The following is a 17235-nucleotide window of genomic DNA, read 5'->3' on the forward strand; positions in this document are numbered from 1 at the left end:
TAAATAATGAGGAAATCATCGCACACCGACTTAAGCCATACTTTGATTTGACAGGGGATTTTGCACCGGGAATGACCGGGGGAGGAGAAACCCGGTCAGCATCCTTATAGCAAGCCACCGCTACAGATCATCGAGAAACGTTTTATCCAGTTGCTTGAAGGCTCGTTTCAGCACATCCGCCAGGGATTGATAAGTTGGCGTTTGTTCAATGGGTGCTACCACCTGCCCAGCTTCGGCCAGCTTGTTACGAACGTCGTGGAACCACTGTAATAATGTTGGCGGCAAGGGGGTTATGGCACGCTTACCTAACCACCATAACCCTTGTAAGGGTAAACCGCAGGCGAACAGCGCCGTTGCGATAGCTGGCCCCAATTGGCCGCTAAGCGCTATCTGCCAGGTTAGGGTAAAGATGGCCAACGGTGGCATAAAGCGGATGCCAAAGCGCGTCGCGGTTACGACACGATTCTCCGGAAACATCGGGGCCAGTCGTTTATCCGCAGGCCAGGTCTTCATATAGTGCTGGCCGCGCTGGAGTACCTGAAACCAACTTACAGTATCAGAGGGTTTTGTTGTCATGACTCACCTCAACTTCACATATAAATATTAAAATTTATTTTGTAATCCACAAACTAAAAATTAGTCTGTTAAATATATTTTGTTTTTAGTCGGCGCTATCGGTATCCTAGCTCGGCCTTCTGGCCGCTAGAAGATGACACTAAATATGTCAACTTTTTGCAGCATTTAAACCATTTTTGTTAAATCGCACCGATTGTTACACCCGATTTTAACGTTTGCTCTTAACGTTTAATCCGCGATTTTTCCATCATCATGCCTTTTTTACTATCGCATGATGTTAATCATTAATGTCGACGCCAATATGCGCTACGCTTTTGGGCAGATTGACGTTTTATTAACCATATGTTTTTCATTGTTTTTGCACCGTTGATAAATCATTCGCATCGGTCCGGCCAAAACAATTGTTGAACACGACTATAAATAGGTACTTCCATGTCGAGTAAGCTAGTACTGGTTCTTAACTGCGGTAGCTCTTCCTTAAAATTTGCTATCATCGACGCGACCAACGGTGAAGAACACCTCTCTGGTTTAGCCGAATGCTTCCATCTGCCTGAAGCCCGTATCAAATGGAAACTTGAGGGCAGCAAACAAGAAGCAGCATTGGGCGCTGGTGCTGCACACAGCGAAGCACTGAATTTCATTGTTAATACTATTCTGGCACAAAAACCAGAGCTTTCTGCTCAGCTGACGGCTATCGGTCACCGTATTGTTCATGGTGGCGAGAAATTCACTGCATCAGCTATCATTACTGAAGAAGTTATTCAGGGTATCAAAGATTCGATCCCGTTTGCACCATTGCATAACCCGGCTCACCTGATCGGTATTGCTGACGCATTGAAATCATTCCCGAATCTGGCGAATAAAAATGTTGCGGTGTTTGATACGGCTTTCCACCAAACAATGTCAGAAGAGTCTTATCTCTACGCTCTGCCGTACCGCTTATACAAAGATCACGGTATCCGTCGTTATGGCGCGCACGGTACTAGCCACTTCTATGTTAGTCAGAAAGCGGCTAAAACCCTGAACAAACCACTGGATGAACTGAATGTCATCACCTGCCATTTGGGTAACGGTGGTTCAGTTACCGCAGTTCGTAATGGTAAATGTGTTGATACTTCAATGGGTCTGACCCCACTGGAAGGTCTGGTAATGGGTACCCGTAGTGGTGACTTGGATCCAGCTATCATTTTCCATCTGCATGATTCAATGGGGATGAGCGTTGATCAAATCAACAAGCTGCTGACCAAAGAGTCGGGTCTGCTGGGCCTGACTGAAGTCACCAGTGATTGCCGTTATGTTGAAGACAACTACCACACCAAAGCAGATGCCAAGCGTGCGATGGACGTATTCTGCCACCGTCTGGCGAAATACATCGGTGCTTATACCGCGCTGATGGAGGGTCGTCTGGATGCAGTCGTCTTCACTGGCGGGATTGGTGAAAACGCCGCAATGGTACGTGAACTGACACTGAACAAACTGGGCCTGCTGGGCTTTGAAATTGACCATGAACGTAACATGGCAGCACGCTTTGGTAAGTCCGGCACTATCACCAAAGATGGCAGCCGCCTGGCTCTGGTTATCCCAACCAACGAAGAGCTGGTTATTGCGCAAGACGCAGCCTGTCTGACCGCGTAAGAGTTTTTGACATATACCCAATACCCAAAGTCATTGGCGTAGCAGGTAGGCAGCAAGCGAACTAATCCCGATGAGCTTACTCAGGTCAGGGATTCGGGTTAGTAAGCGTAGCTAACAACCCTGCAACGTCAAGGGCGAAGGATGTTCCCAAAGTCATTGGCGTGGCAGGTAAGCGTATCTAACAACCCTGCAACGTCAAGGGCGAAGGGCATAACCGTAAAGAGGTTTAGCCGTGTCCCGTACAATAATGTTGATCCCGACAGGCACCAGCGTTGGTTTAACCAGCGTCAGCTTGGGTGTCATCCGCTCGATGGAGCAAAAAGGTGTACGCCTGAGCGTATTCAAGCCCATCGCCCAGCCACGTGCAGGTGATAACGCACCTGACCAAACCACCACCATCATTCGTGCAAACTCCAGCATCACTGCTGCTGAGCCACTGAACATGGGTTATGTGGAAACCTTGCTGAGTTCTAACCAGCAAGACGTGTTGATGGAAGAGATTGTTGCCCGTTACCACGAAAATACCAAAGACGCAGAAGTGGTTCTGGTTGAAGGCTTGGTGCCAACCCGTAAACATCAGTTTGCCAATGCACTGAACTATGAAATTGCCAAAACGCTGAACGCTGAAATCGTCTTTGTTATTGCTCTGGGTAATGACTCGCCGGATCAGTTGAAAGAGCGTATCGAACTCGCGCGCTCTAGTTTTGGTGGCAGCAAAAACAAAAATATCACCGGCGTTATCATCAACAAGCTGAATGCACCTGTTGATGAGCAAGGCCGTACCCGCCCTGACCTGTCTGAAATCTTTGATGATTCGACCAAGGCCAGTGTGGCAAATATTGATCCAAGCCTGCTGTTTGCCAACAGCCCGATCCCCGTTCTGGGCTGTGTGCCTTGGAGCTTCGAGCTGATTGCGACCCGCGCTATTGATATGGCCAAGCACTTGAAAGCCACCATAATTAACGAAGGCGATATCAATACTCGCCGGGTTAAGTCGGTGACTTTCTGTGCTCGCAGTATCCCGCATATGCTGGAACATTTCCGCCCTGGTTCTCTGTTAGTCACTTCAGCAGACCGCCCGGACGTATTGGTTTCAGCTTGCCTGGCAGCGATGAATGGCGTTGAGATCGGTGCCATCCTGCTGACTGGCGGTTATGCGATTGATAAGCCTATCAAAAAGCTGTGTGAACGTGCCTTCCAAACGGGTCTGCCCGTATTTATGGTTGATACCAACACTTGGCAGACCTCTCTGAGCCTGCAAAGCTTCAATCTGGAAGTCCCTGCTGACGACCATGAACGTGTTGAGAAAGTGCAAAACTACGTTGCCAGCCATATCAGCAGTGATTGGATCGATTCTCTGAGTGCAACTTCGGAGCGTTCACGCCGTCTGTCCCCGCCAGCATTCCGTTACGAGCTGACCGAACTGGCCCGTAAGGCCGGTAAGCGTATCGTATTGCCTGAAGGCGATGAGCCACGTACGGTTAAAGCAGCCTCTATCTGTGCTGAACGCGGTATTGCTACTTGTGTGCTGCTGGGTAACCCGGAAGAGATCCAACGTGTTGCTGCGGCTCAAGGTATTGAGTTGGGTAAAGGCGTTGAAATCATTGATCCGGTCGCCGTGCGTGAGCAATATGTTCCGCGTCTGGTTGAGCTGCGTAAGAGCAAAGGCATGACCGAAGTGGTTGCCCGCGAACAGTTGGAAGACAACGTGGTTCTCGGCACCTTAATGCTGGAGAAAGGTGAAGTTGACGGCCTGGTTTCTGGTGCCGTACATACCACCGCAAACACTATTCGCCCACCGTTGCAGTTGATCAAAACCGCACCGGGCAGTTCATTGGTCTCTTCGGTGTTCTTCATGCTGCTGCCTGACCAGGTTCTGGTTTACGGCGACTGTGCTATCAACCCAGACCCAACAGCAGAGCAACTGTCTGAGATTGCTATCCAGTCGGCTGATTCTGCGGCGGCCTTCGGTATCGAACCTCGTGTGGCGATGATCTCCTACTCCACCGGTAATTCCGGTGCCGGTAGCGATGTAGAAAAAGTCCGTGAAGCGACCCGTCTGGCACAGGAAAAACGCCCAGATCTGATCATTGATGGCCCGTTGCAGTATGACGCGGCAATCATGGCTGATGTGGCTAAATCTAAAGCGCCTAACTCACCGGTTGCAGGTAAAGCTACCGTGTTCATCTTCCCAGACTTGAACACCGGTAACACCACCTATAAAGCGGTACAGCGTTCTGCCGACCTGATATCTATCGGGCCAATGCTGCAAGGCATGCGTAAGCCAGTTAATGATTTGTCACGTGGTGCATTGGTTGACGATATTGTCTATACCGTGGCACTGACGGCGATCCAGTCCGCGCAGGCAGATGCCGCCGCGTCTTAATTTTACCATTAAGATGTGTGAGAAACGCCAGCCTTGTGCTGGCGTTTTTGCTCAATGGCAAAAAGGCTTATTAATTGGCAGTCAGAACACGTTTACCTCCCTACCATCCTGGCCAAAAACGCATCCGTAAAAAATACCCACAAAAAAACCGCCATATAAGCGGTTTCTCTGCGCTGGTCCGGTAAGCAGCCATTCCAGCAGGGTTGTTGGTATCAAAAAAACGGTTACCAACATATCGCAAGCGCACCCCAGCCCACTCAGTTTGGGCCAGTTGCTATTCACTGTCAAGTATCTGCTGGAGATGCATTAGTGTACAATCGCAGCGGGCCTTTTCGCCGCCTTAAGCAAGCGGGCATCGGTTTCAGGAAAGGATATCCAATGGCCGTAAAGGCAAGCGCACCCCAGCGCTTGTATTCACGGTAGTATCACCGGTGGTGCTGGCGTGAAGCGGTCTAAGCATGGACCGCACAATGAAACGATACTTTTGTATTGTACTCGTTGTATTTGGTGCGTTGTTAACATCCGGGAGTGGCGGTTGGAGTATTTTTAACAACTCAATCACGGTAATAATCAATACATCAGGCAAGTAAGCCCGGTAGCCGTCCTTCGGGGCGGCTTTCCTTTGCTATTTGGCTCTATATTCAAGTACTTTGCCGGGGTTCAAACTTATAGCTAAAACTTTGGCTAACCGGTTCATCCGCCTCCCCGCCTTCATCGTTATCAAGCAGATCAATCAACATCTTACCGGCTTCTTTACCCATCTTTTTGTAATCAATACGCATTGAAGTCAGCGTCGGGTGAGTTTGATCACAACTGTCTGAGCCATCCAGGCAAGCAACTGCAATCCCACCGGGGATTTTCAATAACCGCCGCTGGCACTCAAATAGCACACCGAGAGCGATATCTTCATGGCTGCATATCACCGCATCCAGCTCCGGTTGGCGCTGAAGTATTTCAGTCAGAGCATAACGGCCAAACTGTAAACTGGCCGTTTCAGGCGTAGTGACCGATTGATCCGCATTCTTGTAATGCTCCAGCATCGCCTTATGCCAGCCGTTCAGTTGCTGGCGTTGTAAACGGTTGTCCATATGAGCGCCGATAAACCCAATATTGCGATAGCCACGCGCCAGCAAATGGCGGCTTAATTCATAGGCCGACTCAAAAAAAGCCGCTTCAAGGGTTATTTTAGCCCCTTTAAAAGAGGAACCGATCACATTGACCGTCGGAACGTTAGCTCTTTCAAGCAGTTGATAGGTTTTATCTGCCAGTTGTGAACCGAATATCACCACTGCCGCCGGATTACTTTGCAGCAAGGTCATCAATATTTCAGCCTCTTTACGCTGATTATATTCATGGCAACCGAGCAATAGCTGGAACTCATTTTTATTCAGAATCTGTTGTAGTGCTTGCATAAACCGGGAACTGGCTTTGTCCGTCAATGACGGAATTAAAACGGCGATGGTATCACTGTGCCCTGATGCCAATGCTCCTGCGGTACGATTAGGAATATACCCAAGTATTTCAACCGCTTGCTCTATTTTTTCACGTAATTTTTCGGAAACCTGCTCCGGCGTTCGCAGCGCTCTGGAAGCCGTCATCGACCCTACTCCGGCGTAATTTGCTACTTCCTGTAGAGTGACCCGGCCGGTATTACGGCGCTTACGCGTTTTTTCCATGCTGAATTCCTGCCTGATTAAAATTTCTTTTCTGGACAAAACACGCCATTCCGAGCTAGCCCTCGACAATACATTGCATTGTATATGGCTTATCCGGAGATAGCCAAAGCCCCTGACACAACAAATGATAGCGCTATCACAATTTTTGGTAGCGCTATCAGGTAGCGCTACCAATTGAGATATTCATCACATTAATACCAACGATAACGCTCTACTCTCAGGTTAACAGTCATCGGGAGTCATCAATATCATGTTAAAAACACTGTTAACCTCAGACGTCATTCAGGTGGTCAGCCAGGCAAAAGACTGGCGTGATGCTATTGCAATTTCATGCCAGCCGCTGATTGATAATGGCGCCATTGAACCCCGTTATGTCGAGGCAATTTATCGCTCCCATGAGGCTATTGGCCCCTATTACGTGGTCGGGCCGGGGATTGCGATGCCACATGCCCGCCCGGAAGAAGGCGTAAATAAACGCTCTCTGGCATTAACCCTCATTACTGAGGGCGTCACTTTCAATGCAGAAGGTAACGACCCGGTAAAACTGCTCATCGTGTTAGCCGCGACAGACAGTACTAGCCATATCGAGGCTATTTCTCAACTCGCTCAGTTGTTCGATAACGATAACGATGTACAAACCTTACTTAATGCCAAAACGCAGCAGGATATTTTGTCGGTTATTGCACGTTACTAATCTTGGTATTCAGTTTGGATAATAATTTTAAGGGAAAAGAAAATGAAAATTACAGTGGTTTGCGGTAACGGTTTAGGCACCAGCCTGATGATGGAAATCAGCATCAAAAGTATTCTGAAAGAATTAGCCGTGAGTGCAGAAGTTGATCACGTCGACCTGGGCTCAGCAAAAGGGACACCGAGTGATATTTTCATCGGTACCAAAGATATTGCCGAACAATTAGTGGCTCAAGCGGTTGGCGGTAGGATAGTGGCATTGGATAACATGATCGATAAGAAAGCCATGAAAGAGCGTCTGTCTGCAGCATTAACCGAATTAGGCGCTTTGTAAGCGGAGGCTGGTATGGATTTCTTTCGTTTTTTAATGAGTGATGTGCTTTCTGAACCGGCAATTCTGGTCGGTTTGATCGCTTTAATCGGCCTGATTGCCCAGAAAAAACCGGTGACTGAATGTATTAAAGGCACCGTAAAAACCATCATGGGTTTTGTGATTTTAGGTGCCGGTGCCGGGCTGGTAGTTTCATCTTTGGGTGATTTTGCCAATATCTTCCAGCATGCTTTCGGTATTCAGGGCGTGGTGCCAAATAACGAAGCGATTGTGTCAGTGGCACAAAAGAGCTTTGGTAAAGAAATGGCGATGATTATGTTCTTCGCTATGGTTATCAATATTCTGATTGCTCGCTTTACGCCGTGGAAATTTATCTTCCTGACCGGTCATCACACCCTATTTATGTCAATGATGGTCGCCGTGATCCTGGCCACCGCTGGCATCAGCGGTGTGACACTGATTGTTATTGGTTCGCTGGTGGTTGGGGTTGCGATGGTGTTCTTCCCAGCCATTGCCCACCCTTACATGAAAAAGGTCACCGGTTCTGATGATGTGGCAATCGGCCACTTCTCTACTTTGTCTTATGTACTGGCCGGTTTTATCGGTAGCAAATTCGGCAATAAAGAACATTCAACTGAAGATATGAATGTACCGAAAAGCCTGCTGTTCCTGCGTGATACACCAGTGGCTATCTCATTCACCATGTGTATTATTTTCATCGTAACCTGCCTGTTTGCCGGGCCGGAAGTGGTGAAAAGCCTGAGTGGTGGCAAAAACTGGTTTATGTTCTCGCTGATGCAATCCATTACTTTTGCGGCGGGTGTATACATCATCCTGCAAGGTGTACGAATGGTTATTGCTGAGATCGTACCGGCATTCAAAGGGATCTCCGATAAACTGGTACCGAATGCAAAACCTGCATTGGACTGCCCGGTGGTGTTCCCTTACGCGCCAAATGCGGTATTGGTTGGCTTCCTGAGTAGTTTTGCAGCGGGCCTTATCGGTATGTTCGCGCTGTATTTGATGAACATGACCGTGATTATCCCTGGTGTCGTGCCTCACTTCTTCGTCGGTGCCGCCGCCGGGGTGTTTGGTAATGCCACCGGTGGGCGTCGCGGTGCCATTCTGGGCGCATTTGCCCAAGGCTTGTTGATTACCTTCCTACCCGTGTTCTTACTGCCCGTGCTAGGTGATATCGGTTTTGCCAACACCACCTTCAGCGATGCTGACTTTGGTGCGCTGGGTATTCTGCTGGGTATTATTGTTCGCTAATCAGTGAGATAAATGTAAAAACACAAAAGCCCCTGACGAAGGGGCTTTTTTATGGCTAAGCAGGCATTAATCTTCGCGCGGGGTAATTTTGCCGTAATTCTGCTCATTGTTGCGGGTTAACCACAATGACAGTGCTTTCAGGGAATCCGGAGTGAACTCGTCACAACGGGCGGTTATCTCCTCCGGTACCATCCAACATACTTCGTCAATCTCCTCGGCCTGCAACGCAAACGGGCCATGAGAAACACAACTGAACAAAGCACCCCAGACGCGGCAACACTCTTCTTCAAAGTAGAACAGCCCATGTTCGGCAAAAGGCACCCCTGCAATGCCTAACTCTTCTTCTGCCTCGCGCCGGGCAGATTCAAGATAGTTCTCACCGCCTTGCACCACCCCACCGGCTGTCGCATCCAGTTTTCCGGGATAGAAATCTTTGTTCTCAGTACGGCGTTGTACCAGAATCTTGCCCATTCCATCATGCACCACAATATAAGTAGCACGATGGCGTAGCCGTTGAGCTCTCATTTGTTGACGACTGGATTGAGCTATAACCTCATTCTGATCATCAACAATATCAACCCACTCGGTGACTGCTGCTGGATTTTGCTCCACCATCCTCTGAAACCTTCTCTCTGGGCGCGATTAATACGCGCGCAATTGTTAATTAGTCTTTCAATGCCAACTGGACGACAGGCTCATCACTTTGTAGGGTTAGAACCTGTAAAACGCCCTCATCTAACACGCCATAACTTACCGGATATCCCCCTTTAGGGATGCTGACTGAACCGAGATTAAAACAAATTATATCACCTTGCCACTGAGCTTCGGGCAGATGAGTATGACCATAGACTAAGGTATTGTTAAATCATTTACACATGATAATAGTTCTCATTGTGAGGCGATCACTATCTATGATACTACTCTTATACAATTGTTATGAGACAATCAAACAACTATTATTTGAGATGTGAGTATGAGATCGCACTGTGAACCCATAACCTAACACCACAATGCCCGTCACATCCCATACCCCCCCTTAGGGCCTATATACTCCCCAGCATGGCGAACACGATCCTGAAAATCTGCTCCAGTGGGATGATGGGTAAAATAACGCCAAACAATCCCAGAATTGGAATCGCAATGTAGTTCCACATGATTATAATTACACAGCCATAACCCATATAATTACGCCATGACTTGCCATTGCGGGTTTCTTCCATGGTGATCTGGTTTTGTTCATGACTATTCTGACTATTCAATTCATCTTTGTTTTGCTCCTTCTTCTGAAAGAATCCAAAACCTGTTTTTATTAATTCAATAATTGCTGTGATTGAGAACATCCGTTGTCCCCTCCTTTTGTGTGAACTGGCAAACAATTGACCAGCACCTATATCCTTTATACTGGATTGGTAATTGGGTAATCACAGTGCATTCTTGTTCTATACCCTTAATATTAAAAGTACTAATATCACCATCTAATACTAATGGTTTTTGATCCAGATTGAATGATACGACGAACATATCACCACCATTCTTGTCGAGCATTTTCTTAACTTTTTTGATCATTACCAAACAAATTGAATAAGGTAATGTAGTACTTACTGGTACAAATCCATTGAATAATTGGTCTTTTAAATCTTCGTGGTGATAACATGGAAATTGTTTTATACAATCTTCTAAATTGTTCATATATTGTTTACCTAAATGTATAGTTAAATGACCCTCTCAGATCTGATAGTTCATTATTTACTTGTGTTAATGTCTCTTGATAAAAATCAAACAATGGTTTACGTTTCTTCTGACGAATGACACCAATAATCCTCGCCAATCTATCTTGCTTACTTTTACCCTTCTTCTTACGCGTATCTATAATGTAAGTTCTACCATGTTTATCTTTTTGCTTTTTAAACTTACCATTGGCAAGATTAGATTTAAGTCCCGTAATATTACCTTGTTGGTTTAACTTGGCAGTACTGAATGGAATAATTTTAGATTCTTGTTTCTGTGTGTAAGAATCGTCTAACATCCATTTTAAGTACTTCGTCTGTAATTGCTTTACAAGAATCTGGTTCTCAGTTCTACCGTTCACATTTTTATAATTGAATAATATCGCCTTTGATGTGAACGGTACTACTCCACCCTTGGCAGTGCTGTTAATCTTATTTTGAATTTGTTGTGATACTAATCTTACACGTTGAGACAATTCTTTTTGAAAATCTGCCGTTATACGTGGAGCATTACGATTTAATAATGCCCCCGCTTGTCTTGGCGTCATTCCTTGCCAGCCAGATGTATTTTGCATATGCTAATCCTTATGATAAGTCCTCTAATAGTTGACGAATAATAAACAATTGTTCACCGTTATCCTTCAACAATCGATTCTTCACCATTATTGCTTTGTTCAAACAATCCCAACGTGTACCAAAAATACTTATCAAGGCAGTTTCACACAATGAGGCTTCCTGTAATGTTTTATAACAATACAATATTGATTTACGATATGGTTGTCCTTCACCAATATATTCATTAACAGATTTTGATGAGGATGTATAAGTACGCCAATTTGATTGTTTAGAATTCTCATCAAAATCTTTAATATTGCGAATACCTTTGTATACTTGTTTTACCCCAATATAATATTGACCACTATCGGGGAACTGAATCATATAAACAAATGCCGCATGATCTGTTACTTCTTCAAGCCTAAACTCATTACCCCACATTCTCCATTCTGTTTTATCCATAATTAACCCCTTACTACATAGGTAATCATGCTTTCTACTCTGTTTGGCGTCTGTCGATACCATTTTGAATCTTTTACTTCAAGTATTGCGGTAGCGTAATTCCCGGTTGATAATGCTGCCAAGAAACGTTTAAATTGTTTTGTCCCTGCTAATCCGAGTTGAAATATCATCATGATTAGGAATTCATTCCAACGGCTCTCTGGGGGTAAATTCAATTTTAGTGAGTTAACACCAGTACGGGCAATTTCAATATCTTGTTCTAATAATAAATCTGCTTGGTGCTCTGTTATGCCATCATAGTATGCTTTCTCATTTCTTAGGACAAGGTGTCCATACCCTATTGTGGGGAATCCTTCGCTACACTTATAGACCCAGAATTTATCATTCTTGAAATAACCGAATTTCGTTTGATATGCCTTAGTACCTTCATATTCTTTTAATTTTGCTTTTAGTTCCATTTTAATAATCCCATTTGATTGTTGTTATGAATATTTATCAAATAGATTCAAAACAATCCCCAAATGAAAAAAGGCCAGCTATTGGCTGACCTTTTGGTTACTTCTTTTCCAAAATTGTGATTACACGTTCCATTTTTAGATTAAGACTATTAATCGACGTTTCAAGATTTTTCAAAGTTTCCTTCGTTTTTTCTTGATCATCATTTAATATTTTGACAGTACTTTGTAGTACTCGATAATCACTCTCAATATTTGATATTCTCGTATTCAGGCCGTCTGCGTCAATCTTCCTATCTCGGAAAATTGTCCAGAGAACACTTAGGATTGAGAACACTATGGCAACTGTTGCTAAATCAAGACCCATATTATTACTTCCATATTATTATTATTATTATTATGCTCTATTATTTATGACTTACTGACCAATACAACGAGCGGCGTTAACACACCAGCGTTTGCCGTACCTGAGTATGAAGCAGAGGAGCGATATTCGATTGTTGTTACACTGTTCGCAGCAATATTAAGAGAATAACTTTGAGAGTTGAATTGAGCCGCCGATCCGTTTGAACTTTGTGTTGTCCAATTTAAAATACTACTACCGTTTATATATAATGTGATAACGCTACTTGCTGACGTACTCCCTGATGTACTCGATGATGACGCAAAACTAAGAATACAGGGTATTGCTAATATTCGGGCAAATGGTTGGGACGCAATTGTCATAACACCGCTGTTCGAATTAAGAATGTACGTTTTTGTCACATCGCCTTGGATTTTCTCAGCATAAATCGTACCGCTGAAAACACCATCTGTCGCACTTAGTGTTCCAGAGAATGTACCACTCGTAGCCTGTATTTTACCTTTGATATCGATATTCATGGCGTAAAGGGTCCCGGCTTTATTTAATTGCCAGCCAGACGTATTAGCAACATAGTTAGTACTTTGAATAACCGAACCAATTTTCGCATTACTAATAGATGCGTCCTGAATCTTGGCAGTACTAATAGATGCGTCCTGAATTTTAGCATTTGTAATACTGGCATCTTTAATCTTGGCAGCATCAATAGCACCATTCTGAATCTTGGCATTCGAGACAGAAAGATCATTAATTTGTGCGGTTCCAATACTGGCGTCCTGAATCACTGCTGAATTCATATAAACCTTCCCATTCTGTACTACGAATGGATAGACCTTAGTACTCTGTGATGCCGCGTCTGTTCCAATTATTGAGAACCTATCAGCCACGAACGTAGCAACACTCTCCTTTCCGTCTGCCGCCAAAACAAGCCCCGCTATATTCCCATTAGCACTAACCTGTAATTGCCATTTAGAACCCAACTCATCGGTGACCTGAGATTGAATAACCCCATCCAATTTAGGACTATTGATAATTCCATCTACAACATCATCATTGAGTTTAGAATATGGTACTTTACTATTCTGGTTAAAACCAATTGGGGGACTATATACTACGCCATCGATACCAAATTTATCATATTGTCCTGCCTTGATGAAATACGAACCATCAGATAGGTTAAAACTCGCAGAATAAACATTATTAGATTGGAAATACTGAACGCTAGAGCTGAATTCAATATCTACGGCGACCATTACAACGATACCCGCATAATCTGGAACATTTGATTCTATCCATTCTACAAAGAACAGATCAATTCCAGATTTGAAAATAGCCCCTGCGAGAGCTGGCGATTGTGGATTTTGTACTGTTATCTGTACTTCTTGACTATAGATATTATTTGAGAATCCCCACACAATAATACCAAATGTTCTCTTACGCCCAATCCCATCACCTTTATTCATTTCAAATGTATAATTAAAGTTCGATACTTGAGAATAATAAGACTTAAGATATACGCCATTACCATCATAAACTTTCACTTCATAATACTTGAAGTACTCAACAAATGGTTTTCCATTGACCTGTACGGAGTTCTGGTTATCCCATGAGATACTAAAATCAGTACTGTTAGTATTGAACTGATCAATATCTCCATTATCCAGTTTCAAGCCAGTAACAATAGGTAGGGTGAACGCCAATTGAGGAATAGAATTCATAACAGTTATCAATTCTGAGACAACACCAATATTATTATATCCACACACACCAAAATCATACTTGGTATCAGGTTCAAGCCCATAGACTTCATAGCTATTTTGATATTGATTGAGACTTGCCAATTTAACCCAAACTGTAGAATTCGATTTCTTGTATCTAACATGATAACCGCGAACTTGTGAATCAGGGCTGAAATCCCAATTAAGTACTACAGTGCCACCATTAACCGTATTACCTTTCTTGACTACTGTTAGGTTCGTTGGAGGTTGAACAAATTGTGAATTAGGTAAAGTACTGGAACCTGCCTGTGGGAAATTTCCAACATCATTACCACTGTAGATCTCGTCAAAGTATTCGATAAGGGTAAATTGATTGATCCCAACTTTCTTAACAGACAATGGAATTATTTTTTGTAATACTCGGAATTTCTTATTATTGTATCCCATTTCTGGAAATGTCATTGTGACGACATCATAAACTTTAAGGTCATACCCGACGTGCGAATTAAATGTTATAGTAGTATTCAAGTACTGAGACTTTCGCATTTCTTTATTGGCAAGAAATGATAATTGAGTTTTATCCTGAACCCAAAGATAATTCAAATCTTTCTTGATAATTACGCCATCACGTTTTAATTGTTCTGATGCGTATAGGTCACTTGGATAACGTACTATATCATTACTGTAATCGCCTATTGGATTCGTATATGTAACGTCCATTGTATTGTAATAATCGGTATTCGTACCAGAGACGACTTGTACTTCACCAATGATAGATGACTCATCGAATGCGAAAATGGGTACATCTGCCGTATCAACAGTAAGGTAGATCTTGCCAGTACTTTCATATATAACACCCGCAAATGTTTGTAAAATACTTTCTAAGTTTTCCTTATACGTTTTTGAGTAATCAATTGATCCATTCGAATACAATTCGTGATTAACACAGTATTGAGCAATGTTTTGGAATGATGCCATATCAATATTTTGTGAATCAAATCCGAATCCAAATTCTTCATTTGTTAAGTAATCATACACTTGATTTACGGGATTAGATGAACTTGATTTCTGACTGGTTAAAATATCTGTAATTTGACGACCTTTCATCTCTACAGAGAGAGCATAATTTTGATTGGTTAATATTCCACCCAACATACTATCTTCTGTCTTGGTAATAACTGAACATATTTGTACTAATCCATCACCCCTAAAATTATCTGTCCATTGAGAACCACCATATTGTTTTGCCAATGACATAGAACCTGAATATGATGATTTACCGAATCGTACCTCTAATTGTAGATATGGTCTGAACTTGTCAAACAGTAAAGTACTATCAACAATACCCTCTTTGGTGATTGGTTGTGCCAATACTGCTACGTTATCGAAATAGATTTGATTGATCTTATTGCCACATTCACCAATTGAAATGGCATGAACCGTACATAACTTTGCCCCCGTATCATTTGGGATGTTTTGCCATGCTACTATTGAACCCACTTTCACGAATGCTTCAGTACTGACATTTAACTTGTCACCACCATAAATTATAGGAATTCCAGTGCTTGGGGATGTGGAGCGAGAATTTGAACTACTCGTACTTGAATAGGTTGATGTTCCAGAACTACCGATTTTCATCATGCTGGCACTGGCAATATATGACAATGCGGCCACCCCAACGCCAATTGCGATCATGGCTATTGTACTGACTGTCGCGGCTACTGCTGCTGCCGCACTCATACCCGCGATTACTGCTCCAATTACTGCGATGAAGCCCATATTATGATTTCCTTATTCTATAAATTTTGTATTCACAATCCGTGGAATACTTTGTTATTTGATATTTGTTTTTTTCTTGATTCAGTACTAAATATTTGCCCATCCAATATATGGAACAATGAAACCCATCCACATCTACGAGAATATCTCCTTCCATGGGATGATCTACTTCATCACATAATTCTTGGCATAGATGAACAATGTTTTTAAACGTTCCTTTCTTGGCAAGTAATCTAAATCCTGCCTTGGCTGTTTTGTACTTCCCTACTAATTCATCCCTATAATTTGTATTTCCTAATATTAGGTCTACTACTGTGAATGCCATAATATGACAATCATTGACGCCAAATTCGAATTCTTGTTCTAATAATTGAGATAGGTATTGTGTGATTCTTCCATGATCCATTAGTTCTTCCTTAGTTCTTCCATTGTTGCGTACTATTAATAATTCCTATCAGATCAAAGAATTGATCCCCTTTATGAGTACTTTGATGTATGCTGGTAGATGATAGTACTGGCTGGCTTCTATCTAACTTTTTCCAAATAGAATTAAGATTAAGAGTTGTTTCATTTTTCACAGAGCCAGTAGTATTACTGAAAGTACTTTCAAAGTTATTGATATAACCAGAAAACATACGATCATGTGAAATAACATTACCATTTGCTGGATTAAGGATTGTTAGGTAAATGTTTACCTTGGCGTTGTTAAGTAAACCCTGAGACAGTAGTGATATATATGGTTGTTCGACATTTGAAATCTTAAATGAAGTACCATTGTTAGATATTGAATTCTTCTCTGTTGTCGTACTGAATGAATCATCGATGAAGTCGGGAGCAGATTTATAATCGATGCCATTTGCTGTTAGGTCTGTCCATGAATCTGTGATGTAAATTGGAGCTGTAGTACTGTTAGGAATAACATCCAAGCATTTAACAACAACATTGAGTTGATATACATCAGATTCTGTTAGTACGGTCTTATTACCACCACGAGTAACATTCCAGTACTTGATCAGATCTGGATTAGTTAGGATTGAATTGTTCATTATGATGTTACATCCTCAATTGCGGATATGTTCATACTTATGATATTTCCCGAATTATAATCAGTCTTATCATTACTGTTCTGTAAGATGAATGTACCCATGATATTATTAAATTTGATATTTTCAGATAATTGCACTGTTTTTCTTAGAGATGGATATATGGATAGATTACCCAAACCATCATTACTAATAATCTTATATATCTTTTTATGATTGGTAAATTGTATGATAGTTCCTACTTCTAATTTAGTACTGGCAAGTACTTTAATAACATATGAACCTGCATTTGAAATAGCCAATGCCTGTACTAACGATTGTTGCCCCCCGTTATATTGGCTATACCAGCCAAGGGAATGTTCAAAGGGACGACTTAGGCCATATTGGGCTTGGAATGCTTGAATTTCTTGACGGAATTGTTTGGTTGCCTGAATTTTGAAAGTAAGCGTATAGTACTGGCAACCTGTTGATCTTGATATTGTTTGACCAGTCCATGATTGATTTTGGTACAATGGTTGATTATCAGATAATACGAAATCACTGATAAGAATGTTTTTAGAGAACATTTT

The 17235-nt window shown here is 42.8% G+C and carries 16 protein-coding genes and 1 pseudogene; 5 read left to right on the plus strand and 12 right to left on the minus strand.

From position 1 onward, the window contains the following. Window positions 1-120 precede the first annotated feature (120 nt). Window positions 121-576 (minus strand): terminus macrodomain insulation protein YfbV, encoded by a 456-nt coding sequence (gene yfbV / locus AEP37_RS10435; protein ID WP_049613062.1) that lies wholly within the window; start codon window positions 574-576, stop codon window positions 121-123. A 432-nt stretch (window positions 577-1008) separates the two neighbouring features. On the opposite strand from yfbV, the gene ackA reads away from it, so the two are divergent. Beyond that, the gene (ackA, locus tag AEP37_RS10440) at window positions 1009-2211 is read left to right on the plus strand and encodes an acetate kinase (protein ID WP_049613064.1); all 1203 of its coding nucleotides are present in this window, start codon (window positions 1009-1011) and stop codon (window positions 2209-2211) included. 247 nt (window positions 2212-2458) lie between these two features. Next, a complete protein-coding gene (gene pta / locus AEP37_RS10445; RefSeq protein ID WP_049613066.1) occupies window positions 2459-4597 on the plus strand; it encodes a phosphate acetyltransferase in 2139 nt (712 codons plus the stop codon). Window positions 4598-5238: 641 nt separating this feature from the next. Here the strand turns inward: pta and AEP37_RS10450 are convergent. Beyond that, the gene (locus AEP37_RS10450; protein ID WP_049613068.1) at window positions 5239-6273 is read right to left on the minus strand and encodes a LacI family DNA-binding transcriptional regulator; all 1035 of its coding nucleotides are present in this window, start codon (window positions 6271-6273) and stop codon (window positions 5239-5241) included. Between the two features lie 250 nt (window positions 6274-6523). Here AEP37_RS10450 and AEP37_RS10455 point away from each other — a divergent pair, with 250 nt between their 5' ends. From AEP37_RS10455 to AEP37_RS10465, 3 genes are read left to right on the plus strand one after another with little or no spacing between them, the layout of a single operon-like run. Then, window positions 6524-6967 (plus strand): PTS sugar transporter subunit IIA, encoded by a 444-nt coding sequence (locus tag AEP37_RS10455; RefSeq protein WP_049613069.1) that lies wholly within the window; start codon window positions 6524-6526, stop codon window positions 6965-6967. Window positions 6968-7009: 42 nt separating this feature from the next. Continuing rightward, window positions 7010-7297 carry a PTS sugar transporter subunit IIB gene (locus AEP37_RS10460; protein WP_049613071.1) on the plus strand — a complete coding sequence of 96 codons (288 nt, stop codon included), beginning with the start codon at window positions 7010-7012 and terminating at the stop codon, window positions 7295-7297. Between the two features lie 12 nt (window positions 7298-7309). Next, window positions 7310-8566 (plus strand): PTS ascorbate transporter subunit IIC, encoded by a 1257-nt coding sequence (locus tag AEP37_RS10465; RefSeq protein ID WP_038631791.1) that lies wholly within the window; start codon window positions 7310-7312, stop codon window positions 8564-8566. A 66-nt stretch (window positions 8567-8632) separates the two neighbouring features. On the opposite strand, the gene yfcD is transcribed toward AEP37_RS10465, so the two are convergent. The 10 genes and pseudogenes from yfcD to AEP37_RS10520 form a co-directional block, all read right to left on the minus strand. Further along, window positions 8633-9181, minus strand: coding sequence for an NUDIX hydrolase YfcD (gene yfcD / locus AEP37_RS10470; protein WP_049613073.1), 549 nt, complete (start codon window positions 9179-9181; stop codon window positions 8633-8635). Between the two features lie 49 nt (window positions 9182-9230). After that, window positions 9231-9419: pseudogene (locus AEP37_RS24845) on the minus strand (metallophosphoesterase family protein); the annotation flags it as partial. A 190-nt stretch (window positions 9420-9609) separates the two neighbouring features. Then, the gene (locus AEP37_RS10475; protein ID WP_049613075.1) at window positions 9610-9906 is read right to left on the minus strand and encodes a hypothetical protein; all 297 of its coding nucleotides are present in this window, start codon (window positions 9904-9906) and stop codon (window positions 9610-9612) included. Between the two features lie 356 nt (window positions 9907-10262). Then, a complete protein-coding gene (locus AEP37_RS10485) occupies window positions 10263-10868 on the minus strand; it encodes a hypothetical protein (RefSeq protein WP_049613078.1) in 606 nt (201 codons plus the stop codon). Between the two features lie 10 nt (window positions 10869-10878). Continuing rightward, the gene (locus AEP37_RS10490; protein ID WP_049613079.1) at window positions 10879-11310 is read right to left on the minus strand and encodes a hypothetical protein; all 432 of its coding nucleotides are present in this window, start codon (window positions 11308-11310) and stop codon (window positions 10879-10881) included. 2 nt (window positions 11311-11312) lie between these two features. Next, entirely contained in the window at window positions 11313-11768 is a 456-nt protein-coding gene (locus AEP37_RS10495; RefSeq protein WP_049613081.1) for a glycoside hydrolase family protein, read from the minus strand. Between the two features lie 408 nt (window positions 11769-12176). Continuing rightward, a complete protein-coding gene (locus AEP37_RS10505) occupies window positions 12177-15623 on the minus strand; it encodes a phage tail tip fiber protein (protein ID WP_049613084.1) in 3447 nt (1148 codons plus the stop codon). A gap of 1 nt (window position 15624) precedes the next feature. Then, window positions 15625-16029: a DUF6950 family protein gene (locus AEP37_RS10510; protein WP_049613086.1), complete on the minus strand. Its 405-nt coding sequence runs from the start codon at window positions 16027-16029 to the stop codon at window positions 15625-15627. Window positions 16030-16039: 10 nt separating this feature from the next. After that, window positions 16040-16669, minus strand: coding sequence for a hypothetical protein (locus AEP37_RS10515; protein WP_049613087.1), 630 nt, complete (start codon window positions 16667-16669; stop codon window positions 16040-16042). After that, window positions 16669-17232, minus strand: a complete 564-nt coding sequence (locus AEP37_RS10520; RefSeq protein WP_049613089.1) for a hypothetical protein — start codon at window positions 17230-17232, stop codon at window positions 16669-16671. Before AEP37_RS10520 ends, AEP37_RS10515 begins: the two co-directional genes overlap by 1 nt. Window positions 17233-17235 lie beyond the last annotated feature (3 nt).

The organism is Yersinia pekkanenii (assembly GCF_001152565.1).
In the GTDB taxonomy this organism is placed as follows: Bacteria; Pseudomonadota; Gammaproteobacteria; order Enterobacterales; family Enterobacteriaceae; genus Yersinia; species Yersinia pekkanenii.